The organism is Halalkalibacter alkaliphilus (assembly GCF_023555415.1).
Taxonomy (GTDB): domain Bacteria; phylum Bacillota; class Bacilli; order Bacillales; family Bacillaceae_D; genus Halalkalibacter; species Halalkalibacter alkaliphilus.
The window spans coordinates 157814-183461 of record NZ_JAKRYL010000005.1 but is presented as its reverse complement, the minus strand read 5'-3'; the positions used below and the strand labels follow the sequence as shown (position 1 = coordinate 183461).

At 40.2% G+C, this 25648-nt stretch carries 19 protein-coding genes; 17 read left to right on the top strand and 2 right to left on the bottom strand.

Annotated elements, in window-relative coordinates:
- Window positions 1–274 precede the first annotated feature (274 nt).
- The 12 genes from MF646_RS06830 to MF646_RS06770 all read left to right on the top strand — a co-directional run bounded on the left by MF646_RS06830 (window position 275) and on the right by MF646_RS06770 (window position 17075).
- On the top strand, window positions 275–3499 hold the full coding sequence (locus MF646_RS06830; RefSeq protein WP_250095743.1) for a M14 family metallopeptidase: 3225 nt from the start codon (window positions 275–277) through the stop codon (window positions 3497–3499).
- A 303-nt stretch (window positions 3500–3802) separates the two neighbouring features.
- Complete coding sequence (locus tag MF646_RS23380) at window positions 3803–3961, top strand: hypothetical protein (RefSeq protein WP_338035475.1); 159 nt, start codon at window positions 3803–3805, stop codon at window positions 3959–3961.
- Window positions 3962–4153: 192 nt separating this feature from the next.
- On the top strand, window positions 4154–4768 hold the full coding sequence (locus MF646_RS06820; RefSeq protein ID WP_250095742.1) for a hypothetical protein: 615 nt from the start codon (window positions 4154–4156) through the stop codon (window positions 4766–4768).
- A gap of 678 nt (window positions 4769–5446) precedes the next feature.
- The gene (locus MF646_RS06810) at window positions 5447–7867 is read left to right on the top strand and encodes a S8 family peptidase (RefSeq protein ID WP_338035474.1); all 2421 of its coding nucleotides are present in this window, start codon (window positions 5447–5449) and stop codon (window positions 7865–7867) included.
- Between the two features lie 151 nt (window positions 7868–8018).
- Complete coding sequence (locus MF646_RS06805) at window positions 8019–8945, top strand: ParA family protein (protein ID WP_250095741.1); 927 nt, start codon at window positions 8019–8021, stop codon at window positions 8943–8945.
- Between the two features lie 13 nt (window positions 8946–8958).
- Window positions 8959–9534 (top strand): hypothetical protein, encoded by a 576-nt coding sequence (locus MF646_RS06800; RefSeq protein WP_250095740.1) that lies wholly within the window; start codon window positions 8959–8961, stop codon window positions 9532–9534.
- A gap of 630 nt (window positions 9535–10164) precedes the next feature.
- Window positions 10165–11070: a PEP/pyruvate-binding domain-containing protein gene (locus tag MF646_RS06795; RefSeq protein WP_250095739.1), complete on the top strand. Its 906-nt coding sequence runs from the start codon at window positions 10165–10167 to the stop codon at window positions 11068–11070.
- Window positions 11067–12713, top strand: a complete 1647-nt coding sequence (locus MF646_RS06790) for a PEP-utilizing enzyme (protein ID WP_250095738.1) — start codon at window positions 11067–11069, stop codon at window positions 12711–12713. The genes MF646_RS06795 and MF646_RS06790 overlap by 4 nt, the downstream gene beginning before the upstream one ends.
- The gene (locus MF646_RS06785) at window positions 12700–14034 is read left to right on the top strand and encodes an MFS transporter (RefSeq protein ID WP_250095737.1); all 1335 of its coding nucleotides are present in this window, start codon (window positions 12700–12702) and stop codon (window positions 14032–14034) included. The genes MF646_RS06790 and MF646_RS06785 overlap by 14 nt, the downstream gene beginning before the upstream one ends.
- A 743-nt stretch (window positions 14035–14777) precedes the next feature.
- Entirely contained in the window at window positions 14778–15638 is an 861-nt protein-coding gene (locus MF646_RS06780; RefSeq protein ID WP_250095736.1) for a transporter substrate-binding domain-containing protein, read from the top strand.
- An 82-nt stretch (window positions 15639–15720) separates the two neighbouring features.
- Window positions 15721–16356, top strand: a complete 636-nt coding sequence (locus tag MF646_RS06775; RefSeq protein WP_250095735.1) for an amino acid ABC transporter permease — start codon at window positions 15721–15723, stop codon at window positions 16354–16356.
- Complete coding sequence (locus MF646_RS06770) at window positions 16353–17075, top strand: amino acid ABC transporter ATP-binding protein (RefSeq protein ID WP_250095734.1); 723 nt, start codon at window positions 16353–16355, stop codon at window positions 17073–17075. Before MF646_RS06775 ends, MF646_RS06770 begins: the two co-directional genes overlap by 4 nt.
- Window positions 17076–17225: 150 nt before the next feature.
- Here the strand turns inward: MF646_RS06770 and MF646_RS06765 are convergent, their stop codons facing one another.
- Complete coding sequence (locus tag MF646_RS06765) at window positions 17226–17405, bottom strand: small acid-soluble spore protein H (RefSeq protein WP_250095733.1); 180 nt, start codon at window positions 17403–17405, stop codon at window positions 17226–17228.
- A gap of 296 nt (window positions 17406–17701) precedes the next feature.
- Here MF646_RS06765 and MF646_RS06760 point away from each other — a divergent pair, with 296 nt between their 5' ends.
- Complete coding sequence (locus MF646_RS06760) at window positions 17702–18481, top strand: LysM peptidoglycan-binding domain-containing protein (protein WP_420842485.1); 780 nt, start codon at window positions 17702–17704, stop codon at window positions 18479–18481.
- 134 nt (window positions 18482–18615) lie between these two features.
- On the opposite strand, the gene MF646_RS06755 is transcribed toward MF646_RS06760, so the two are convergent.
- Window positions 18616–19527, bottom strand: coding sequence for an ArsR/SmtB family transcription factor (locus MF646_RS06755; protein WP_250095732.1), 912 nt, complete (start codon window positions 19525–19527; stop codon window positions 18616–18618).
- Window positions 19528–19760: 233 nt separating this feature from the next.
- Between MF646_RS06755 and MF646_RS06750 the strand changes: the two genes are divergently transcribed.
- From MF646_RS06750 to MF646_RS06735, 4 genes are all read left to right on the top strand, one after another.
- Window positions 19761–21047: an ABC transporter substrate-binding protein gene (locus MF646_RS06750; RefSeq protein WP_250095731.1), complete on the top strand. Its 1287-nt coding sequence runs from the start codon at window positions 19761–19763 to the stop codon at window positions 21045–21047.
- Window positions 21048–21123: 76 nt separating this feature from the next.
- Window positions 21124–22005 carry a carbohydrate ABC transporter permease gene (locus MF646_RS06745; protein ID WP_250095730.1) on the top strand — a complete coding sequence of 294 codons (882 nt, stop codon included), beginning with the start codon at window positions 21124–21126 and terminating at the stop codon, window positions 22003–22005.
- Window positions 22006–22019: 14 nt separating this feature from the next.
- Window positions 22020–22853, top strand: a complete 834-nt coding sequence (locus MF646_RS06740; RefSeq protein WP_250095729.1) for a carbohydrate ABC transporter permease — start codon at window positions 22020–22022, stop codon at window positions 22851–22853.
- A 17-nt stretch (window positions 22854–22870) separates the two neighbouring features.
- Window positions 22871–25639 (top strand): glycoside hydrolase family 2 protein, encoded by a 2769-nt coding sequence (locus MF646_RS06735; RefSeq protein ID WP_250095728.1) that lies wholly within the window; start codon window positions 22871–22873, stop codon window positions 25637–25639.
- Window positions 25640–25648: the final 9 nt, after the last annotated feature.

Genomic DNA, 25648 nt, shown 5'->3' with positions numbered 1-25648 from the left:
TTTTCAATAGAGATCTACTCCTTAGTTCTAAATACCTATTTTATAAATATACAAGTAGGTCGCTGGTTTTATACATAATTATTGATGATGAAACTATTTATTTATGCGAGACTGGTCATTGTTTTCATGCTTTTGTAGAGCATATTTACGCGAGAACATTATATTTTAAAAATGATAAAATATACGCATTTTGTATATTTATTCTTTCAGTTATCGAAATAGTTTGGTATAGTAGGTGAAAAGTGGAAATTGAAATAAGAAAGGTAGGTAGATTATGAGAAAGTTCATTACAGTTTTGGCAGCGCTGATCATGTTGCTATCAGTTGTGGCGCCAACTTCGCTTCCGGTAATGGGAAGTAGCAGTGTGGAAGCTAGCGAAGCAATTGAATTAGAGGTTAGTAGATCGTTATTCTCGCTTACGGAAGCTCGTACAGTTGAGGTTCAAGCTGATTTTGGTGAGGATGTAGATGTAAGTAAGTTAGAATGGACATTTGGTGGGAAGAGTCTTTCCGAGTGGAAAAAGTGGAGTGGCGGTACCGACTTTGATGGGGAGCCTTTTATTACAGTAATTGAGGAACCTCACTTTGTTGATGATACAACAGTTGTCAAAGCAACATTGGAATTTGGTTTGCTTTTTGATAGAACGAATCTATCAAATCGAACGATTCGTGTTCAGTATCAACAATTCATTGGAGACTATGAATTAGCTTTAATTGATTCTGAAAGTGGCGCAAAAGCTGCAACGGAAGTAAAGTTGAATGTGTATGACGAGTTTCTTTTTTACGATGAATTAAAGCCAGCTATTGATCAAGTGTTTGAAGAGGCCGCTGCTAAGAATGACCGCTATTTGGAGTACCAAAATGTTGGTACGTCTGTTGAGGGGCGCGACATTCATTTTGTCATTTTAGCAAGAGATCAAGAAGCTGTTGATAAGTACTTGAATGAGACATTACCAACAGCACTAGAAAACCCTGATTATTTATTAGAAAAACTACATAATGGAACAATGGGCGATTACCAAGTTCCGGTTTGGTTTAACAATATTCATCCTGATGAGGTAGAAGGTGTCGATGCTCAGGTTGAGTTATTTAAAAAGTTTGCGCTTGAAGATGAGGTCACATTTACGATGGATGAACAGCCGGTAACATTAACTGTCGATGACGTTCTTGATGATGTCATTTTCCTATACATGTTTACAAATAATCCAGATGGAAGAGTTGCAAATACTAGAGCTAATGCGAATGGCTTTGACTTAAATCGTGACAACGCTTATCAAACACAGGTAGAAACACAGCAAGTAAATGAGCTTATTTCGAAATGGACACCTCTTTCGTTTTTAGATATGCATGGCTATGTAAATGGCTTCTTGATTGAGCCGGCTACGCCTCCGCATAATCCGAATTTTGAGTATGATTTGCTTGTTAATAGCATGCTAGACCAAGCCCATGCGATGGGACAAGCAGGAGTTGGTCACTCTCAACTAAGCTCTTATTTTATTCCAAAACTAGATTGGGAGAGTGGCTGGGATGATATGACACCAGCTTACACAGCGATCTATGCGATGTTACATGGTTCCCTAGGTCATACAATTGAAGTTCCTGAATTAAGTCAGGATTCCTTGTATGCAATGGTAGGTACGGGGTTAGGTGCCACTTCGTATGTAACAGAGAATAAAGATGAATTGTATGCGAAGCAGCTTGAGATTTTCAAACGTGGAGTGGACGGAGAAGACAACCGTGCAGTAGACGAGCATTTTGTTAATGCCGCGGGAGAATCAATTGGACGTGTTAGAGGAGAGCATGACAATTTCTTCCCTGACTATTATGTCATTCCAACTGATGAAAAAGAACAAAAGAACAATTTGGAAGCACATAAAATGGTCGACTATCTGCTTCGTAATGGGGTGAAAGTCGAGCAAACAACGAAAAACCTTCAAGTAGATGGAACAATGTACCCGAAAGGAACGTATGTCGTCCCGATGAATCAAGCGAAACGCGGGTTAGCCAATGCAGTGCTTTATTCCGGTGATAACGTCTCTGATTGGGGAGCGATGTATGATCCAATCGTCGTAAACTTCCCAGCGTTAAGAGGATTTGATATTCATGAAATCCGTGAAGCAGGTGCGTTTTCAAGTGATGTCATCGAAGTAGAAAGCGTAACAATCCCTACTAGTAGTGTGTCTGGAAATACGCCAAAGCAGGTTTTGAAAAATACGAACAACGATACGATTAAACTGGTAAATGACCTTCTTAAGGACGGTAAAGCGGTGGAAGTTGCATTGGAGTCAGACGCTCGCGTGAATAAAGGTGATTTCATTGTGGCAACGAAAGACCTTCGAGCATATGAAAACACATACTATTTCGAGATGTTGCCTCTTGGAAATGGTCAAAATATCAAAACTAATAAACTAACAAAACCTGAAGTAGCTGTAACGGGGTCTGCCCAGCTGCGATTTACGTTGGATCAGTTAGGGTTCAACTTAGTAGATCAAGCAGAGGCTGATGTGATTGTTAGTGATGGCGCCAGCTTTAATGAAGAGCAGGTTGATGGGAAAACGTTTATTGGGATTGGGCGTCCTGCGTTGAATGCGGTGAGAAATAGCGGATTGTTTCCTGGTTTTTCAGTCGGCTCAACAAGTGGGATTCATGAAGGACTTGTCAAAGCGAACGTGAACGACCATTTACTCACTTCCGGCTATCAGGAAGAGGAACTTCTATATGTCACAACAGGATCTTGGATTGAATCTGTGCCTGAAGGTGCTGACGTTTTAGTAACGTTCAGTGAAAGTGATGATTTCTATGTGTCAGGCTGGTGGCCGGGACATGAAGAGGCAAAAGGACAAACTCTTGCCTTTACGAAGGATCTTGAGAATACAACGTTTACGTTATTTGCAAACTCGCTAGCCTTTAGAGCGCATACAGAACATAGCTATCGTTTGCTGGCTAACAGCATTTATGCTTCAGTTGGTTCTGAAGTGGAACAAAAACGCAACGTAAAAGGGAAAGCGAAGGGGCAAGATATAGAAGTAGCTACGGATAAAGTCAAAGTTGAACGAACAAAGGATGAAAATGGTAACAACAAAGTGAACGCGAAGATAACTGAAGGTGCATTTGTTGATGCTGTAGCATTTAATGATCGCGTTGACCGTTTGACTGTAGAAGTTGATGGTGACGTTTCTGATAAAGTAATTGAAGTTCAATTGTTATCAAGTGAGATCGAACAGCTTAAACAAGCACATGCTGATGCGAGGCTTACGATTGATACGGAAAAAGGAACGTACACGCTGCCATTGGCTGACTTTGAGTTAGAAAAAGTAGCGAAAAATAATGGCCAAGACGTCACAATTTCCATTCAGATTGAGGTGGAAGAAGAGACATATAATGAAGGAAGAGAAGTAGATTCAGATGAACGTGCTTTAGAAAACAGCCAAGTAACTGTCTTTGCATTGGTCGGTAATGCAAAGGTGGAGATTCTGAGTTATAAGGTATTAGTGGAGTAGGGCAAGTGCTTCATTTCCGCTGAAGATTGTCGAATGGGGGTGTCACAAGGTCAAATCAGACCTTTTGTGACACCCCTTTTTGTGTTAAATCCAAATAGTGGAAATCGTTATTAAGATAATCTATTCTATGTAGTAGTTCTATAGAGAAAACGAAATAGTGTGGAGGGGAAGAAATGGAATTTATTTTTTTAGCGATTGGGATAGCAGCGGCAGGATATTTTATTGGAGAAGGCTTAAAAAATTTTAACAATCCAGAAGCGAAAATTATTAGAAACGCTAGATGAGGGTGATAATCACGAACTGTTGAAACAAGGTGACGTTCACCATTTTATTGGGATTTCGAAGGATGATGCCAAAAAGCTGATTGAAGAACACCCAAGCATTCCTCACATTATTATTAATGATAAAGTGTACTATCCAAAAGCAAAGCTCCGTGATTGGTTACTGAAACTGGGAGAGTGAGAAGCTTTTTTGGACTTTGGACGTTATAGTAATTATTTGTAGTGAGATAATAACTATGTATTGATCAATTGTTGTTCTATCGATAGCTTACCTCATAAGTCTTGAATTATTCGAACATAAAGGTGAAAACCCAAGAACTAACAGTGTAATTGCCCCCTTTTGAAGGCATTTTATAAAAAGGGGGGATTCAATATGAAAAAAATTACGATGTCAGTCGCTGCAGCAGCGATTTTGGTCAGTGGTCTTGCAGGCTGTGGAGTGGATAATCAAGCAACTGATATGCAACAACAAGGTATAGGTGCTGCAGATCGCCATAGTGCGTTTGGAGTCGATAGAAGAGGTCCAGGAGTAGGGGTTCGCAATGATTTGGGAGGTCAAGTCGACCATGATGGTGGTTTTTTTAGAGGCCAAGGTCGTCAGCCTGGTGAAGTTCAAGTAGGTCAGGATCGTCCAAGAGGATTTGGGACAGACTTTGGTCAAGGTCGAGCTGGCGGATTTTTTGGATTAGATGGAGATAGACAAGGGCAAATGGGAACTGCTCAAGGTCAAGCTAGGGGCACGGACCGAGAGCGTCAAGGTGGTATAACGAGAGGTCAGAACCAAGATGGTGGACAACAACAAGCTCAACGAAATGGTCTAACGATTCAAAGTTTGCTTTCGCGCATCCAAGATATTGATGGCGTGAAAGAAGCGCGTATGAGTGACAATGTGATTGAGATTACAGTGAATGATGGTGCCGATAAAGGGGAAGTTAAGCGTAAAGCAGAGAAAATGGCTGAAGGAAAGACGCTGAGGCTTGCAAATTAGATTTGATATTGGAAATTGTGAAGAGTTGCTTACGAAAAAACTCCAAATAACATTGCAAATGAAGACGGAAATCACACAGATTTTCGTCTTTTTACTTTTTTCATGTCAGTTGCTAAAGCAGTGTATGTGGCGGATCCTCATTCCGCTAATCGAGAGAAAACCGCTTTTAAAGAGGGTAAGGTGGATCCTGGTTCCTTTAATAGTCATAAAATCACTGGAAATGTAGGGTGAAACAGTGGAATAACGGAACGAGGAGCCGAACCTTTACGTAAAAAAAGGGTTTTAAAGGAAATAGCGGAATGAGGACCATCAAAAACAGTAAGCGGATCCTCATTCCGCTATTAAAAGTTTCCAGTTTGGACAGAACGATCAAAGTGTATTAGGAAAAAGGAACTACAGTTATGTTTTCGGGTTTTATATTTGAATAAGAATATAGTACCGGGATTTTTCGTCGAATACTTCGAAATACGAAGAAATTTATCGGTAAATATGGCATTTTTCCTAAAAATTTAAGCTTGTTAATCGTTCGATAGTCTAGGAGGAGATATTAAAAAAAGATGGTATTTAGAGTATAGTAATATATTTAAAAAATATTCCAACTCTTCTAAACTTAGGAGGTGAATCGGTAGTATAGAAGACTTGAACGGCTAAAACTGAAGATGAGAGGGTGTTTTATTGGTGTTTAGGAAAAGTTCAAAATTAATGATTAGTTTTCTAGCAATTGTATTATTATTATCTACTTTTAGTATGGGAGCGTTCGCGAACTCAGAGCGGAAGCTAACTGAACTTCAGACAGGCGAACTTTTTGGTGATATTGACTTAGCATCTCCAGCTCCAACGACAGTCATTGTTGAATTGGAAGAAGAAAGTATTGTGGAAGCAAAACATAAAGGAAAAAGCCAGTCCAAAGCAAAATTAGCTTCTGAAAGAGGCAAGGTTGTTGACGCGGTTAAAGACAAAGTAAACAACGCAAAAGTAAACCGAGAGTATGACCATGTGTTCTCTGGATTTTCTGTTGAACTTCCAGGTAATCGAGTGACGGAACTTTTAACGATTCCTGGAGTAAAAGCAGTCTATCCAAACGTAGAGTATACGGTGGATGCTGTTGAGGTTGATCCTGAGGTGTTTAATCCAAATATGATGGATAGTGCGCCTTTTATTGGGTCTGATTTAGCATGGGATGCAGGTTTTACTGGTGAAGGAATTACAGTAGCCGTTATTGATACTGGTACGGATTATACTCATCCGGACTTAGCGCATGCCTTTGGTGATTACAAAGGTTATGACTTTGTAGATAACAATGAGGATCCACAAGAGACGCCTCCTGGCGACCCGCGTGGCGGATCAACAAATCATGGTACTCACGTAGCTGGTACCGTAGCAGCAGATGGTGCGATTAAAGGGGTAGCTCCTGATGCTACGTTACTCGCGTATCGTGTACTCGGTCCTGGCGGTAGCGGCTCTACTGAAAATGTGGTTGCTGGTATTGAGCGAGCGGTACAAGACGGTGCCGATATTATGAACTTATCGTTAGGTAATACGATTAATTCTCCTGATTGGGCTACGAGTATTGCATTAGACTGGGCGATGGCAGAGGGAGTCGTTGCTGTAACTTCTAATGGAAATAGTGGACCGAATAACTGGACAGTTGGTTCACCAGGTACGTCTCGTGAAGCGATCTCTGTAGGTGCGACTCGTTTGCCTTACAATGTGTTTACTTCGGAAATTACAACATCAGAGGGTGTGGAGTATCCTTCTGCAAAAGTAATGGGCTTTCCGAATGAGGATGAGTTGCTTGCGTTGAATGAAGGAGAGTATGAGTTTGTAGATGTTGGATTGGGTGCTGTTTCAAATTTTGAGGGTAAAGATCTTGAAGGAAAAATTGCTTTAATCGCTCGTGGGGAATTTGCATTTGTTGATAAAGCAACAAACGCTAAAAACGCGGGTGCGGTTGGTGCGATTATTTATAACAACGTTGCCGGTGAGCATCCAGATGTTCCAGGAATGGCAGTTCCAACGATCAAGACGACTCTTGAAGATGGACAAAACCTTCTTGCTGAACTAGAGGCTGGTAACAACACGGTTTCATTTGACATTGAATTTGCTTACGAAGTTGGTGAGACAGTTGCAGACTTCTCATCTCGTGGACCAGTTACAGGTACTTGGATGGTGAAGCCAGATGTATCTGCTCCAGGTGTGAATATTACAAGTACAATTCCGACGCATAATCCTGAAAATCCATATGGATATGCTGCACTTCAAGGGACGAGTATGGCAGCACCGCATGTAGCAGGTGCTGCAGCGTTAGTCTTAGAGGCAAACCCTAGTTGGGGAGTAGAGGATGTTAAGGCAGCCTTAATGAATACGGCGGAAGATATGATTAACCCTGCGACAGAAAAAGTGTATCCGCACAATACGCAAGGTGCTGGCAGCATTCGAGTACTAGATGCGATTAAGGCGGAAACACTTGTTACTTCAGGAAGCCACTCGTTTGGTAAGTTTGTGAAGGATACTGGCAGACAAGTAGAAGAGCAAAGCTTCACGATTAAAAACCTCTCAGGAGAAAGAAAACGTTATAGCTTTGATGTTGAGTTTACGGGTAATCCAGACGGTATTAGAGTGAATACAAGTAATAACTTAAATGTACATGGGGGGAAAACGCAGCAAGTTCAGTTTAATGTACAGGTTAATACTGCGAAGTTGGAACCTGGGTATTATGAAGGGACAATTAAAGTTAGTGATGGATCAGTAATAATTGATGTCCCAACAATTTTATTTGTTGGTGAGCCTGATTATCCGCGTGTGACGGGGGCTTTATTCGGAAAAGAAGATGAGACTAACTATTATGTAGGTTCTTACTTACCTGGTGGAGCTGAGGTGCTTGCGTATGATATGTACCTTTTAGGGCCTGGCAATACGATTGGAGGATTTTTAGGTACAATTGGTGAATTTTCGAATGTACCGGCACCAGTTCATGAATTTACATGGGATGGAGATATGAATGGCACTCAGTTGCCAAATGGAGATTATGTTTTAGCTGTTTATGTTGAGCAAGCTGGTGAGATTGAGTATAGAGCTTATTTGGTTACTAAAAACTAGGTGCCTGGTATCAAAAACTGAATTTTTTCAAAAGCCTCCTATTACAAAAAAGTAATAGGAGGCTTTTTGCTATGGCCGTTCCTCTAGCTCATAACAACAGGAAAAATCTCGAGCCTCCTAACATATACATCTACAGAACGGAGGGGATGGAGTGACGGTCATTTCAGTCATGAACTACAAAGGTGGAGTGGGGAAGACAACGCTTTCAGCGAACTTGGCAGCGGAGTTGGCCTTTCGTGGGAAGAAAGTTTTATTAATTGATTTGGATCCGCAGACGAATTTGACGTTATCTTTTCTTAGTTTTGATGAGTGGAGGAATTATGACCGTAAAGGACGGACGATCAAGCATTGGTATGATCAGTTTTTGGATCAGGATATTGATTCAGCGCTTACGGAGTTGATTGTGACACCGAGTCGGGTGAACCTTCAGCTGCAGGCTTATGACTCAGTGGGGAGATTGGATTTAATTTGTTCGCATTTAGAGTTAATTAATGTCGATATGGAGCTTTCGAGTAGGCTTGGTGGGAATACGGATCGAACGATTAGAAGCAATTATTTGCGGGTGATGTCGCGGCTTAAGACGAAATTAGATGAAAACAAAGGTGAATATGATGCAGTGATTATCGATTGCCCGCCTAATTTTAATCTTGTGACACAAAACGCGATGGTAGCGAGTGACTTTTACATCGTACCAGCAAAGGCTGATTATTTATCGACGCTCGGGATTGATACTCTATCCAAGCATGTTGCCGAGCTAACGAAAAAGTACAATTTGTACACGAGCGAGATTGATCATTCGGAGTGGCGAGACATAGATCCAAAGATGTTAGGGATTGTTTTTACGATGGTCTCTTATTACGGACAGAAGCCGATTGCTGTGCAACAAGAGTATATTACTCAAGTAAAACGGGAATATCACTGTCTCACTCATTTTCTACGTGAGGGTCAAACTTTGTTTGCGGGTGCTCCTGAATTTGGTATTCCTGTTGTTTTGAAACAGGGGAGCAGTCACCAAAACATTCGGACAGAACTCGTGGAGCTTGTTAGCGAAATGATGAATCTAGCAGCGATCAAGTAATGGGAGGGAGCGTATGTCAAAGGAAGAAATGGAGCAGGTCTTGAAGATTGCACTGACGTTTGTTGAACAACTGACGAATGAGCAATATGAAAAGCTAGTAAGTAATGAAGCGAGTATCTGCTATGTTGAGGAGCAGCGTAAAGGTAGTAGTGATGACGAATTTGAAAAATGGAAGGTAAGTATAATAGAGGAACAAGATGTGGAGAAAGTATTGAGAAGAAAAACGAAAAAGGAGATTGTACGTTTTTGCACTTATTACAACATCCCAACGGTTACGAAGGACACAAAGGCAATTTTATACGAAAAAATAAGTGAGTATTTTCAAATTGGAGCTAATACCCTCGAACTTGAGAAAAAAGATAGGATAGCGGAGATAGGGAAGGAGCTTGAGAAGTTTGATGATGCCGAACAAGCACTAGGTTTTTTGGGAAAGGAGAAAAGCCTCCAAACGAAGTCCAATGTGATGAAGCTTGCTAAGTCTTTGGATGTGTTTGTGAATCAGAAGCAGAGCAAGCAGGACATTATAAATAGAATAGTTGATTCGGTAGTAGGAGCGAAGGTTAGGGCAAGGGTGATTCGTGGGGGATGACTTAAGCAAGGGAAGAGAAGGGTAAATACTAGTAAAATTTCAAGGTGGTGTCACAAAAGGTCTGTTTTTATCCTTAGAGGCACCACCTATTCGTCATTATTATTGCATAGTTAGTAATAATAAGTTCCACTAAAATAACAATAATCTATGCATCTATTCCGATCCCCTCCGGCCCACATGCAATGTCGTAAACACTCCGGGTCATCGTAACCGGGCGGTCTGTAGGGTGGAGGCGGTGGGGTATATGGTATTGGTTCTGGATGTGGCCAAGGTATATGGGATGGTAGCGTGTCAGGTGAGGGTGTGTATCCGTATCGAATTGGAAGTAAGCCAGATACAGATCCATGTCTATAAAATCTCAAGGTTTTTCCTCCTTATCTTAATCTTACTTTCCAATATATTTAACTGTGTCTGTTTTGGATGATTGTCCATCATATAGAGTTTAAATGATTAGATGCTTCTCCTTTCACGTTATAATTACCTAGTTTCCCTATCTTTTAATAGGTAATAGGACTAATTCCCTAAAAACGATTGAAATTTATAGGTGATTATGTAAAAATTGTGTTGTTAATGTAAATTTTATTACATAATAATGAAGCTTAAGTAAATTTTGTTAGGAGGCCGTGTCCTTTGTACGTATTATCACTCGTAGATTGCCATGTAAACAGCAAGGAACAAGTAGGTTCTAAGGCTATGAACCTATCAATCATGAAAAAGGCATTTGCATCGATTCCAGATGGTTTCGTTGTGACATCAGAAAGCTTCGGAACATATTTGAAGCAAAATCAAATTGATCTTGAACAGAAAGAAACGATTCGAGAGTCAATTTTATGCGGGGTGTTTCCCGAAGAAGTTGAGAAGGAGATAACGTGTGCTTATGAGTCGCTTGTTGGAACATATGATGCGGTTGCAGTTCGTTCTTCTTCGGCGATGGAGGATTTAGAGGGAGCGTCGTTTGCCGGGCAGTATGAGACGATACTAAATGTTACAACGAAGCAGAATCTGTTTGACAGCATAAAACGATGCTGGGCTTCTTATTTTTCAAGCGATGTCCAAAATTATGCGAGTAACCATGACGTAGCGCTTGAGGATCTTCTTATGGGAGTCTTTGTGCAAGGGATGGTCGATGCAGAAGTATCTGGTGTGATTTTTAGCGCTAATCCTGTTACAGGGAATGCAAAAGAAGTCCTGATTAATGCAAGCTACGGTTTAGGTGAAGCGATTGTCGATGGAAGTGTAACGCCTGATATGTATATTGTAGGAAAAGAGACAAACCAGGTGATGAAAGAGCTTGGTGATAAAGATATCCAAGTGGTTCGAACGGATAATGGAAATGAAACGGTGGCTGTACCTTCTGAATTGCAGAGCGCTTTTTGTTTAGAAGGGGAAGAGGTACGCTCTTTAACCGATTTGACAGTAGAAATAGAAAACTATTTCAAGCACCCAGTTGATATTGAGTTTGCGATAAGCAAGAAAGATATTTATATATTGCAAGCAAGACCGATTACGACGTTGAAAGGGGAACATTTAGCATGAGCAGCGAATTGCAGAGCGTAGATTTCCAAGACTTTAAGAAAGATTTATTTTTAGCAGAGGAAGAAAAATACGTGTTTTGGGAAATTGATGGAGCACATTTTCAAAAGCCATTAACACCGTTATTTGCTTCCTATATGGTTCCAGCTTTAAGTGCAGGTACATTGGAAGCATTTGAGAAGTTGAAATTGCCGATGAAGCAGTTTCATGCAAAGATTGCAAATGGCTATTTCTATCAAACGGTGCCAATGCACGATGACCCAGAAGCAAGGGTCAATGAACATAAAGCAGCAATGCAGCACGTGTTTCCAAGAGCCACAGAAATTCTAGATGAGTATGTTGAAAAAACAATTTTGCCGTTTTATAGCAAACTAGATGAATATAAAAAGGTAGAGCTGTCGCTAGAAGAAGCGAAGAAGGTTGCATTAGAACTTTATGAAATGTACAGAAAGATTTGGTCCATTCATTTTGAAGTTGTCATGCCGAGATTGTCGCTAGGTGTTGCACTTGAAGAGGTATACGGTGCACTGCTGCAAACAGAAAATACAACAGAAGTGTACGATCTATTATTAGGTGTGATGAATAAGTCGTTAGAGACAGATCGAGAGTTGTGGAAGCTGTCACTGCACGTTAAAGGCTCAAGTGTGCTGTCAAAAGTGTTCGAAGACATGGATGTGGAGCAACTGCATGCAGCACTGCAAGATGTGGAGGAAGGCCGTGCATTCCTTGCAGCGTTGGATACCTTCCTTGAGGAGTATGGGTACCGCACTGCAGTGAGCCACGAATTTGCAGAGGAAACATGGGTTGAAAATCCATACCATGCCTTGAAAGTAATTAAAAACTATTTAGAGAAAGATTTTGATTTTGAGGCAGAGTTTCAAGAAGTGATTGAAAAAAGAGAAAAGAAAGTAGAAGAAACACTTGCTCGTATGCCTGAAGGAGAACTAAAAGAGACATTCAAAGCTCTTCACGCGATGGCATTGAATGTGTGGGGACTAGATGAGGATCATCACTTCTATATCGATGCGATGCTTCCGGCAAAAGCAAGACCGGTTATCCTAAATATAGGGCAAACGTTAGCCAGTCATTCGATCATTGAACAGAAGGAAGATGTTGTCTTTCTTTATTTAGATGATCTAGTAGAGCTGCTTCAAAATCCAACTGCAGCTACTGCATTAATCGAAGAGAGAAAAGAAGAACATCGTAAAAACGAAGCGATAACTCCTCCTCCATTCTTCGGCCCACCGCCAGAAGGTCCTGTCGATCCAATCGTTGAGCGTGTATTTGGGACGAAAATGGCAGATTTAGATGAGGAGACAAAGAAATTCTCCGGTTACTCGGGTTCGCAAGGGACACATACTGGAACGGTTAAAGTCGTCAGTGACCAAAGTGAGTTCGACAAAGTGAAAAAGGGCGACATTCTTGTTTGTAAAACAACGACCCCTCCTTGGACGGTTTTATTTAATTTGGCTGGTGCGATTGTGACAGATGTTGGCGGGATTTTATCGCATGCAGCAACTGTTGCAAGGGAATATGAAGTGCCTTGTGTGATCGGTACAAAAATTGCAACGGCTACATTAAAAGATGGAGATGTTGTCACGGTTGATGGAACAAAAGGAGAAGTCATTATCCGTGAACAAAACTAATTATCAGCTCATACTGCTAGGGATATTAACTGGAACCTTTTTGGTTCCTGTTAATTCTACTATGATCGCGGTTGGGCTTCCGGTAATTGCGGGTGACCTTCAAGTATCGATTCCGCAAATTACGTGGGTCGTAACGATCTATTTAATCATCATGGCCGTTGCACAGCCAATTGCAGGCAAATTAGGAGACATGTATGGAAACAAGAAAGTCATGATGATTGGTTTTCTTTTGTTTTTGGTTTCTTCGATTGCTTGTGCGTTCTCTTATAATATCCTTTCGCTGATTATTTTTCGTTCGTTGCAAGCACTTGGCGGCGCACTCGCTACTCCGAATGCGACTGCAATTATTCGTCATGTGATGCCAAAAGAGAAGCTAAGCAATGTCTTTGGGATCTTTGGTCTTTCAATGGGACTTGGAGCAGCGATTGGTCCATTAGTTGGTGCGGGATTGATTGGTTGGTTAGGCTGGCAAGCGATTTTTTGGGTGAATGTTCCGTTTTTGCTTTTTTCCATAATTCTAACTTGGACGTTAGTGCCTTCTGTTAATGTTGAAAAAAAGCATGCCCTAGACGTTCTTGGTTCGTTGTACTTAGGTGTGATGCTCACACTAATTACGTTATTTGTCACGAATCCTGAATATGTAAGCGTTTGGACGATTCTGCTATTACTAGGTAGTATCGCGTTATTTATTTTCCAGGAAAGAAGGACGAAATCGCCGGTAATAGAGTTTGCCTTATTTAAAAACATTGGTTTTTCAAGCTCTAATGTTTCTATCTTTATCAATAACTTTGTCATGTATAGTACGGTTTTGTTCATTCCGATTATATTAGTAATGTATGATTATCCGATTGGATCAGTTGGTTTGTTATTGTTTGCCTTTTCGCTAGCTATGTCACTTTCTTCTTTGTTTGGTGGGAAACTAGCCAATCGTTATGGGAAGGAAAAGATCATTGCACTCTCCTTTTTTCTGCTTTGTATGAGTGTGTTGTTGTATTTTGGATTCGGAGAACAGGCCTCTTCTCTTTATATGACGATCGTGCTTATTTTAGGAGGCGCGTCAGCTGGGATGGGCGTTGCATCGATGCAAGCTGCGAATCTAGAGTCGGTACCTAAGGAAAAGTCAGGAGCTGCATCTGGTATCTATTCAACATTTAGGTATATGGGAGGCATGATGGCTTCTGCGAGTGTAAGTTTGTTAGCGGGTTCGAGTCTTTTATATGTGCTGCTGCTTGTCTTCTCAGTTCTGGGGCTCATTATGTCTGGTGTACTGACAGTGCGAAGTCGTAATAAGGGAGAGGGTTCTTTTGCAGAGGGAGCCTGATTTATAAGGGTTCTAAGTACAAATTTCCTAAAGGTTGTTGCTATAAAATAGTATTTCCTCGTAGTGAAATGGAGCGGAAGTCACTCGACTCCTGCGGGATGCAGAGGTAGGGGCGAGACCCCGCAGGCACAGCCGAGGAGGCTCGGCACCTCCCCGCGGAAAGCGAGTGACTGGAGCGCAATGGAACGAACATATGGAGGACACCTAAGCCAAAAAGAACAACAAAAGCATGCGAAAACAGCCTTTCTAAAAGAAGTATTCTAAATATAGATTTCCTGGGACATTATCTGACAAGTTTGCTTACAGCTCTTTTAATGCTTGGTATGATGAACTCAAGTTAAAGAGATGAACAAACAGGAGGTAATAATGATGACAAACACAGCACTTAGAAACCCTGGATTCTTAACGATGATGGCTCTTACTTTTAAGGTATTTTTTCATAAATAAGTATATGAAGCTGAGCTCCTTTTGTGGGGGCTCAGTTTTTTTTTACATAGATTCAATGCTGTATGAACCCTTCCTACCCTCGAAAAGAGCATTCAAGAGTATATCCAGTTATTTGGGAGGAAAACAAAAGGTCGACAACATGACCTACTCTTATCCCACCCAGTCCATGATTAATCGATATTTTCATAGTTTACACAATTTGCCTAATTAGTAAATTGTGTATAAAGTTAGAAAAGTCAAAAGATTAATTAGTTTGCCTAAATTTTCTGATGGTAAATGAAAAAGGGGGAAGCAAGATGAAAGGAACACACGGTCAAAAGAGAAATGTGACAATGAAAAGTGCACTTATGGCGTTGTTCATGACGGCATTGCTAATGATGCTGGCAGCTTGTGGAACAGCGGAAGAAACACAAGGTGAAGAGCAAGCAGGTAGTGAAGCTGGGGAGGAAACAACGGAACAAGAAGCAACGGAACCAGCAGAGAAAGAAGAGATTAAAGTGGCTGTCGTACAAGACTACCCGCCATTTGAATATATTGTTGATGGGGATTTAACAGGATTTGATATTGATATTATTGAGGCGATTGCTGATCTGCAAGGGTTAGAAGTTAGCTGGGAGATTATGCGATTTGATGGAATTATTCCAGCGTTACAAGCGAATCAAGTAGATGCGGCGGTATCAGCGATTACCATACGTGAAGATCGTGCGGAGGTTGTTGATTTTACACAGCCATATTTTGAATCTGGTCTATCACTTGTCGTTCCAGTAGATAGCGAGATTGAGGGTATTGAAGATTTAGCAGGAGCACAGCTTGTTGCAAAACAAGGAACATCAGGACTTGAAAAAGCGCGTGAGTTTGCTGAGGAATATGACGGTGATGTAACGGTCCTTCAAGAAGATGCAACGATGTACATGGAAATTGTTTCTGGAAACGCTGATGCGATGATTAATGATTATCCGAGTGTAGCGTACAAAATTGCTCTAGATGGTGACGATTCTGATGTTCGCATTGTAGGCGACCGTTTAACTGGGGAAGACTACGGAATTGCCGTTTCAAAAGGAGCAGATGGCTTACTTGAGAAAATGGATGCGGGCCTAGCAGAAATTATGGAAAACGGCACGTATGATGAAATTTACGATAGTTATTTTGCAGAGTAAAAGAGTTAAAAAGGTGTGGCTGAATACAGTCTCACCTTTTTTCACAAAGAGAGGGTGTTGAACAATCGGAACGTTGGAGATCATGATCGATGCCTTACCAGTGCTATTAAAAGGGTTGTGGTGGACTGTTGTCATTACAGTTATTTCTCTTTTAATTGCACTCGTAATTGGATTAGTTTTAGGATTATGCAGCATCTCAAGAAACAAACTGCTTAAAGCTATAGCAACGATCTATGTGGACATCATTAGAGGAACACCGATTTTGGTACAGATTTTGTTTATTTATTTTGGTTTGCCGGCAGGGACAGGAATTACGATGTCGGCGTTAACGGCAGGGATTATTGCGATCAGTATTAATGCCGGGGCTTATTTAGTCGAGATTTTCCGTGCGGGGATCAACTCGATTGATAAAGGGCAAATGGAGGCTGGGCGTACGCTTGGTTTTTCGTACGGGGAAACGATGCGGTTAATCATCTTGCCTCAGGCGGTCCGTCGAATGATTCCGGCGTTTGTGAATCAGTTTATTGTGAGTATTAAAGACACGTCACTTCTTTCTGTTATCGGGATTGCGGAATTGACGATGTCTGGTCAGTCGATCTATGCGATGAACTTCCGGGCATTTGAAATTTTGGCGTTAGTCGGTATTTTGTATTTTGTTTTAATTTATGCACTGACGTTATTTTCTCGTTGGCTTGAAAGGAGACTTGATGTCACATGATAAAAATAGAGAATTTACGAAAGTCGTTTGGAGACTTAGAAGTTTTAAAAGATATTAATGCCGAAGTAAAGGAACGTGAAGTCGTTTGTGTCATTGGCCCATCAGGTTCTGGGAAAAGTACGTTTTTGCGTTGTATTAATCGATTAGAAGAGCCTACGGGCGGATCGATATACATTGAAGGAACAGATATCACTGATTCGAAAAACAACATTAACAAAATGCGTCAAAGGCTCGGAATGGTGTTTCAGCAGTTTAATCTTTTTCCGCATATGACCGTGTTGGAGAATGTGACGGTTGCTCCGAAACGACTGAAAGGGAAAACAAAAGCGGAAGTGGATCAGTTAGGGAGAGAGCTGCTTGAGAAGGTTGGATTATCAGATAAAGCAGATGTATACCCAGATAATTTATCTGGCGGACAGAAGCAGCGTGCAGCGATTGCGAGAGCGCTTGCGATGGAGCCGAATATTATGTTGTTTGACGAGCCAACCTCGGCATTAGACCCGGAAATGGTCGGAGATGTGTTAGCGGTTATGAAGGATCTTGCTAAAGAAGGAATGACGATGATGATCGTAACCCATGAGATGGGGTTTGCAAGAGAAGTAGCGGACCGCGTAATTTTTATGGATGGCGGGTATATTGTCGAAGAAGGGAAACCTGAAGACTTGTTTGGAAATCCTCAGCACGAGCGGACGCAAGCGTTTTTGTCGAAGGTGTTGTAGAATAGGAGAAAAGCTCTGTGGACTAATGTCTGCAGAGCTTTTTGTATTGACTAAGGAATTAAAAAATGTACAAGAGATAGATTGTCAGAGCTCCATAAGCAAAAATAACCTCTCATCACTTGGATGAGAGGTTATTTTGTTTTGGGGAGCTTATTGCTCAGTTAACTCGTTTACCGAAACACTTTGTTTGCTGTTTGGGTTATCTAGTGGATGAACTGTAGCTTGTCCGCTCCCTTGGTCTACATGCTCAATGTAAACAGCTTGTCCGTTATACATCACGTTTTTCATTTCTGTTGATGAGCAGATTTGTTGTGCGCGCTGTGCGTCCATAATGGCTGCACCTCCTTTGGATTTTAACATTTATACTATTTGCCTTCTGCCCGGAAGATATACGGAATTTGTGGAAATGATTTCTTTTTTTGCTGAGACCGGTATGAGGAGCGGATATGTCGATTGGACAGTATATTGAGGGTTTTGGACAGTAATGATCTGACCTAGGCTTATTAAGAATTAACACTAAATTTTAAGATACACTTTGGAAGATCGCAAACAAGTATGACACGTCTGTTCGAGATTTAAAACTAACAAATGGACTGCAATCTGACTTATTATTAGTTGGCCAGAGATTGTTTGTTCCAATGAGGTATGAAGTGGCTGCTGGAGATACACTATGGAAGCTTTCAAGAGCATATAATTCTACAGTTCAAGCTATAAAAGAAACGAATGGACTAACATCGGATGTATTGTACATAGGGCAAAAGTTAAGGATTCCTCCTAAGAAATTACCGATGGATGGTCAGTATGTTCTTATGACGAGAGAGGAGTTTAAAGACTGGTTATTTAACCATGAATTCACGAGGAACATAAGCCTCATTCAACAGCACCACACATGGTCACCTGCTTATGGTCATTTTAATGGGAACAATCATTTTTCGTTGCTTAAAGGGATGGAGTATTATCATACGAAAGAAGTGGGCTGGGAAAACATCGCTCAAAACATTACTACATTTCCAGATGGAAGAATAGCAGTATCTAGACCATTTAACAGTGCTCCTGACGGCTCGATTGGTCCAAAAGCAAATTCTATTGGGTTAAACATCGAACATGTTGGGAATTTTGATTTGGGTAACGATCAAATGACAGCTGAACACAGAGAAACGATTATCTATCTTACGGCATTGCTTTGTATGAAGTTTGGGTTAACGCCTTCTGTTGACAGCATCACGTATCATCGCTGGTGGGATATGAACACGGGGGAGAGAGTGTTGGATCGAAGTGAAGGAGTTTCTGTTAAAACATGCCCTGGCACGGGATTCTTTGGCGGGAATACAACAGAAAGTGCAAAGAACAATTTTTATCCTTTAGTGTCACGTAAAATACAAGAGATTAGAGCAACTTTGAATTAAGGTTAGGAGGAGAAAAGGACATTCATTAGAGTGGGCATTCCGCGCATATGTTTGAGAGAAGAAGGCGGAGCGCCGTCTATAGTTTGTTGGAAGAGCCTGCTGTTACCTAATAGCAGGCTCTATGTCGTACTTTTTTATCGATAGTTAACATTTAAAATAAGGGCTTGTTCATAGTTTCCAAATTTTGAACCAAATATATTAATTCCGCCTAGGTTTTTGGCATTCTCTTTTACTTCAATTTTAAATGAAATATAAGGCTGTTGTTCTATATTAAGGTCTTGAATCGTTATGTCGGATATTTTTTCTCCGTCGAGGTAACAGCCGTGGCTTGTTATTTTCCATTTCTTGAGAAGGCCAAATTGTGTATTATTAACTCCCCACCACGATGGTGTGAGGTTTCCTCTGACTCCTCCAAAATCTCCAGGACTTGTCCATAGGCCGATTTCTTTTCCGTTAATGGAACAAGTGATATCAGATGGCCAGTCCTCTTTATAATTCGTTGCTTCAGAACAGATTTCAGCAGAGAGAGTAAGTTCTTCCACTTCTGCTCCTCTAGGAATCCTATTAGGAAAATGGTACTCGACAAAGCCCATTTTAAACCAAATAAGCTGTGCGTCTTTTCGCTCGGGCTCAAAAAAGGAACGTGGATCGTCTTCAGTATGAATAATACCTTCTTCGCTTAATAGACCGCATGTAGGAGTGATGTCGCAGTTTACGAATTCGCCTACATTCATTTCGTATCGATATACATTGTCTTTAGTTGGTGTTACATCATTTCTAAGATTAATAATAATCCGGTCATATCGTTTCGAACTGACTTTCTGTGATCCTCTGCCAGGAACCAATTCCGTAGAGATTAATTTTGTATCTTCAAGCTTTTTCACATTTACAGCTGTAGTAGAAAAAGGGATTTTTAATTTAGAAGATAGGTCATTTACGTTCATTGGTCCTTCACTTAAGATACGTAAAATGTCCATTCGGTGTTCGTTTCCTAATGCTTTGCAAACTTCGATGGCTTCAGCGAGCGTTAATTCTAACGTTCTCATGAATAAACTCCTTTTTATTATATGTTTTATTAAAATTATCTTACTTTTTATGGAAAAGTCAAGCAATACAGGTTGAATCACTGGTAAATCAAGCTTTTCCATCAAAATTTTTAGTGAAATATTTCCGTATTTACCAATGGATAATTAATATAAAATGTTTTATTACACTTTTACTTGATTTATTATAATAATTAATGTAATAATAAACTTAGATTAAAAAAGGGGGAGTTGTTATGAAAGTGAACTTTGCAAACGTATACAAATTTACAGGTGTTGTTTTGTTGCTTTTGATTTTCGTGGGCTGTTCAAGTGATAGTGATGCTGCTGGAGATAGTGCCGATCCAGAAGCAACGAACTTAGTATTTTGGGCACCGTTTAGCGGTGGAGATGCTGACTTTATGAGAGATCTAATTGCAAATTTCAACGAGGCGCATGAGGGTATTGAGGTTGAGTACTTAACAGTCCCGGACTCAGAATATTATACGAAAATTCGTACATCTGTAACGTCAAATCAAGCACCAGATATTGCGATATCACATGCTTCTAGAATTGCTGAACTGCAATCTTCTAACCTAATAGAAAACCTAGATGAATTCGCGAGTGAGGCAGCGGTGGATTGGGATTCTTATAATCAAAACATTTTAAGTTCTACTATTATAAATGATCAACACTTTGCGATTCCTTTAGATACACATGCATTAATTATGTATGCAAATAAAGATATTTTGGAAGAGGCTGGCGTGTTAGATAGTAATGGACTACCTATCGTTGGTGAGGGGGCAGATGGCTTCATAGATTTCTTGTCAACAATTAAAGAGAACACATCAGATGACATTTTCCCTCTCGCTGCTACATCTTCAGGGTACTCTGCATTGCGTGTTTGGTGGACGTTATACAGTCAAATGGGCGGTGAGCTTCTAAATGAAGCTGGTACAGAAGCGGCTTTTAATAATGAAATTGGACTTGAAGCACTTCACTATATGGAAGAGTTAATGGATCAAGGGTTATGGCCTAGAAATATTCAGAATGGTGGAGAAATTTTCACTGCAAATAGAGCTGGAATTCATATTAATGGAGTTTGGATGACAGGGGCTTTAGAGAACAACGAATCTTTAAACTTTGTTGCACTGCCAATTCCACAACTATTTGGAGAGCAAGCAACATGGGGTGACTCTCATACATTTGTGCTTCCAGCAAATCAAAATCAAACAGAAGAAAAGAAGGTAGCAAGCTTGTTGTTTGCTGATTGGGTAGCTGAAAACTCTGCTTCTTGGGCAGAAGCTGGCCATGTACCAAGTAAAACTAGTGTTGTTGAGTCAAATGAATTTAACGAGTTGCCGTATCGTAAAGATTATGCTGAGTTAACGGATTACGTAAGCTTTATGCCGTCATCTTCAAAGACAACAGGGATTAGCGATTCCATTGCTAGACATATCTCTACATTTATGAGTGGTCAAACAAATGCTCAAGAAACGCTAGACATTCTTGAACAAGACATCAATAACATTCTATCAAACTAGACATAGCATACTTTATTTATAAAAAGTGGGTGTCTGCCAAGTGTAGGCACTCTCCTTTTTTAAGGAGGGTCAGATTATGAGAACGCAATGGGGAAAGGGAGAAACTGTAATAGCCTATCTATTTTTAGCCCCTTTCTTAACAATTTATGGTTTGTTTATGATATATCCAATCTTAAAAGGGATGTCAATTAGTTTAAGTGAATGGCAGTTTGGTGTTGAGCCTACCTTTGTGGGGTTAGATAATTATAAAACGATGTTACAAGATTCCTACTTTTGGGAAGCGTTGTGGAACACAATCTACTTCGTTCTAATCTCTACACCGTCTTTAATTATACTAGGTCTTTTGATGGCATTGATTGTAAATAGTCGATTAAAAGGGACTACATTTTTAAGATCGGCCTTTTTCCTTCCGTATATTTTATCTATTTCCGTTATGGCAAGTGTCTGGGTATTTATTTTTCAACCGTATACAGGATTGTTAAATTCAATTTTGCAAAATTTCGGTGTGACTGAAGAAATCTTCTGGTTAAATGATGAAAACCTTGGCTGGGTATCAATTTTAATCGCGACCGTGTGGTGGACGGTAGGTTTCAATATGATTCTCTTTTTAGCTGGGCTGCAGGAGATTCCGCAAGAGTTTTATGAGGCGGCAAAAATTGATGGAGCAGGACCAATCAGAAGCTTTTTCTCTATTACCGTTCCTTCTTTGAAAAATGTCATCTTATTGATCGTTGTATTACAAACAATTAATTCATTTAAACTATTTGGTCAGCCTTATTTAATGACAGGTGGTGGACCGGGCACGTCTACTAGACCACTCGTTCAATATATATATGAAAAAGCATTTGTCGATCAACATATGGGTGTGGCTTCATCGATGTCCTATGTCTTATTTGTGATAACGATCTTGTTTGCGTTTATTCAGTTTAAATTTTTCCAAGGAAAAAAGAATTCATAGGGGGGGGAGAATAGATGGCTGCGATTAAGAAGAAGACAACAGTAGGTAGAAAGCTATTGTATCTATTTAGTTATTTATTTGTAGCAGTTTGGTTGATTCCTATTGCGTGGATGTTTATTACCTCGGTCACCCCTAGTGGAAGTCCGGTTACGGTTATTAGTCAGTTATTTAAACCTCCTTTCACATTAGGGAACTATGATTATGTAGTAAACAATGCACTAATTTGGAGATGGACGTTTAATAGTTTCTTAGTTGCAACAACTACGACGGTATTAACGATTATGTTAACGTCTTTAGCGGCTTTTGCCCTATCTCGTCTAACGTTTAAGGGGCGTAACGTAATCTTTTGGGTGATCATTGCTGGTTTAATGGTTCCAATTGAGGCTTTAATTGTCCCACTATTCCAAATTATGATTGATTTTAATTTAGTTAATAGTTATAGTGCGCTCATTTTGCCTAATCTTGCAGCGCCGCTTGGTGTATTTATTTTAAAACAATTCTTTGATGGTGTTCCAAATGAACTGGTGGAAGCGGCTAGAGTAGATGGAGCAAGCATCTTTACAATTTATTGGAAAATATTCTTGCCATTATCACGCTCTAGTATGGCGGCCTTAGCTATATTCACTTTTATTATGTCATGGAATGATTTCCTTTGGCCGTTTCTTGCGGTTAATAGTGAAGCAATGTTTACATTGCCAGTTGCCATTCCGACATTCCAAAGTGCCTATACTGCTGAGTTGATGATTCCTATGGCTGCAAATGTGTTAGCAAGTGTGCCTGCAATTATTGTCTTTATCTTATTCCAGAAACATATTATCCAAGGTATTGCAATGACAGGTATTAAGTAACAGAAAGGGGCAAGGGTATGTACAGGGAAATTGATTTATCAGGTAAGTGGAATTTTAGGACAGATCCTTTAAATATAGGGGAAAAAGAAGGTTGGAATGAAGGGATTGAATCGGCAGAAGAAGTCCGCGTTCCGCATATTTGGCAGCAAGATGATCGGTTTTTAAATTATAGTGGTGCCGCCTGGTATGAAAAAACCATTCCTCAACTCAATAAGAAAGGAGATAATACCTTTTATTTACATTTTGAAGCGGTCGATTACCAATGCCGAGTTTGGTGGAATGGGATTTATATTGGGACCCATGAAGGTGGGTTCACTCCATTTAGCTTCAAGATAGATGACGGATTACTGAAAGAAACGAATAAGCTTACCGTGCGTGTATATGACCCAGCTGATAATGGAGAAATACCAATTGGGAAACAAGGTAGCTGGTACACGAGAGTGAGTGGAATCTGGCAAGGTGTTTATTTGAAAGAACGCTCAAGTGTGTTTGTTTCAAATGCATTTGTTACACCAGATATTGATCAGGAAACATTAGATTTAACTATCGATATGAGTGGCCAGCAAGACCAGGCATGGAATATTGATTATGTGATTCGCCCACATAGCATAGGGGAGGCAACTTGGGAAGCTGATGAAATCTACGATGGGACGTTTTCTTGCAGTTCTCTTCAATCAACTGGAGATCTCACTCGTCTGAAAGAAACAATAGCTGTTCCGAAAATGGCCAAGTGGAGTCCTGAAAGTCCCTATTTATATGAACTGGAATTGAAGGTGAAAGCAGGTAGCGAAGAGGGAGAGTTTCGTACGACTTTCGGTTTTAGAAAAGTAGAGCAAAAGAATGGAAAGATATATTTAAATAATAAGCCTCTCTATATTCGAGGAGCATTAGATCAAGCTTTTTACCCTGACACGATTTACCGTGCTCCTTCACAACAGTTTATAAAAAAAGAAATCACTCTTGCAAAAGAAATGGGTTTTAACTTATTGCGAAAACATATCAAGGTGGAATTGCCGGAATACCTATATTGGGCTGATCGATTAGGGATGTTAATTTGGGCAGAGCACCCGAACTATGTGAAATGGACAGAGATTGCAAGAAATCGCTTTGAAACAGGAATGAAAGAAATGATTGAACGCGATTACAACCATCCATCCATTATTATCTGGTCAGTTTACAACGAAGAATGGGGTTTAGAGTGGGATTTGGAGTTTGATAAAGAGAAGCAAGCGCATGTTCTTGAGTTGTTTGAAAAAGTAAAAGGGTGGGATCCGAGTCGATTGATTTGTGACAATAGCGGCTGGTCTCATGTTAAAACAGATGTGAATGACTACCATCGATATTTTGTTTTACCAGAGCAGTTAGATCAGTGGGAAGAGGATTTGGATGATCTAATCATTAATAATGCTGACAAGAATTTCGTGGCTGGTAAAAGCGCGGGTAACGAACCTAAGATCATTTCGGAGTTTGGTGTCTGGGGACTTCCGAATGTAAATAAGTTAAAAGAATACTATCAAGGAAAAGAACCTTGGTGGTTTGCAAATCAAGGAGAGCAAACTCATCAAGATGATTACAAAAAGCCGTATACACTATATGAGAATTTCGAACGATTTGGCATTTCAAAAGCAATTGGCGACTTTGATCGTTTGGCAGAACTTTCACAAAAACGGATGCTGCGAGCGGTCAAAGCACTTATTGAAGAAATGAGAAAACGCCCCGAAATTGGAGGGTATGTCGTTACAGAGTTCTCTGATATTGAATGGGAAACAAATGGATGGATCGATTTCTTGCGTGAACCTAAGGTTGGCTTTGAAAAGCTCATTCAATTCAACGGAGCTACCTGCATTATGGTTGATGTAGGGGAGCATAATGTTTGGTCGAAAGATGTACTAGAGTGTGAAGTATATATTATCAATGAGCAGGATGATCTAAATAATTTTACAGTTAAATGGTCGCTTGATGTTGGTGGTGTAAAAGAAGCAGTTAGCGGAGAAATGGTTATGAAGGCAGATGCTATTTACAATCGTTATCCACATGCGCTGTCTATAGTGGTACCTGAAGTGGAGGAACCAACTTTTTCCAAGCTTAATTTCGAATTATGGTCAGGGAATAAAAAAATTGCTGAAAATGAGGAAGAATTAACGATTAGCAACAAAGTTCTGGTTAAAGAGGAAGGGCCGTCTGTATTTTTTCATCATGTAGATACAAAGCTTATTGAGTCATTACCTGTATCCTTCGCCGTTAGTAAAGAAGAAGCGGATATCGTGCTTACGGAACGTTTAGACGAAGAAATGCTTCGGTTTGCAAGTAATGGTGGAAAAGTTGTCTTCTTAGCAGAAAAAGGAGATGCCTTAAGCAAAAAAGGAGAATTTACATTTAGAAAATTAGATTTAGGAGAAAGTTGGGCAAGGGCATCATCCATGAACTATTTAGATACAACATGGTTTGAGGGTCTCCCTGTTCAAACGGAAATGGGGTGGGAGTTTGAACGTTTATTTCCAGACTTCATCATTCCATTTGCAGACTACAAAAAAAGCAATAACAATCGGACGATCCATATGTTTGGGAATCCGGGTTTAGATCATCAATGTGAAGTAATTGCTGGATATTTTCAAGGTTGGTTAGGTCAAAATGGTGGGATTATGATCAAGCAGGATTATGGAAAAGGCTCAATCGTTACCACTACGATGAAGCTGATCGAACATATTGGCGATCAACCTTTGGCAGAACACGTTTTAATGATGATGATAAAAAAGTTATCACCTGAGAGAGTCAAAACAAATTAGTGAGGGTGA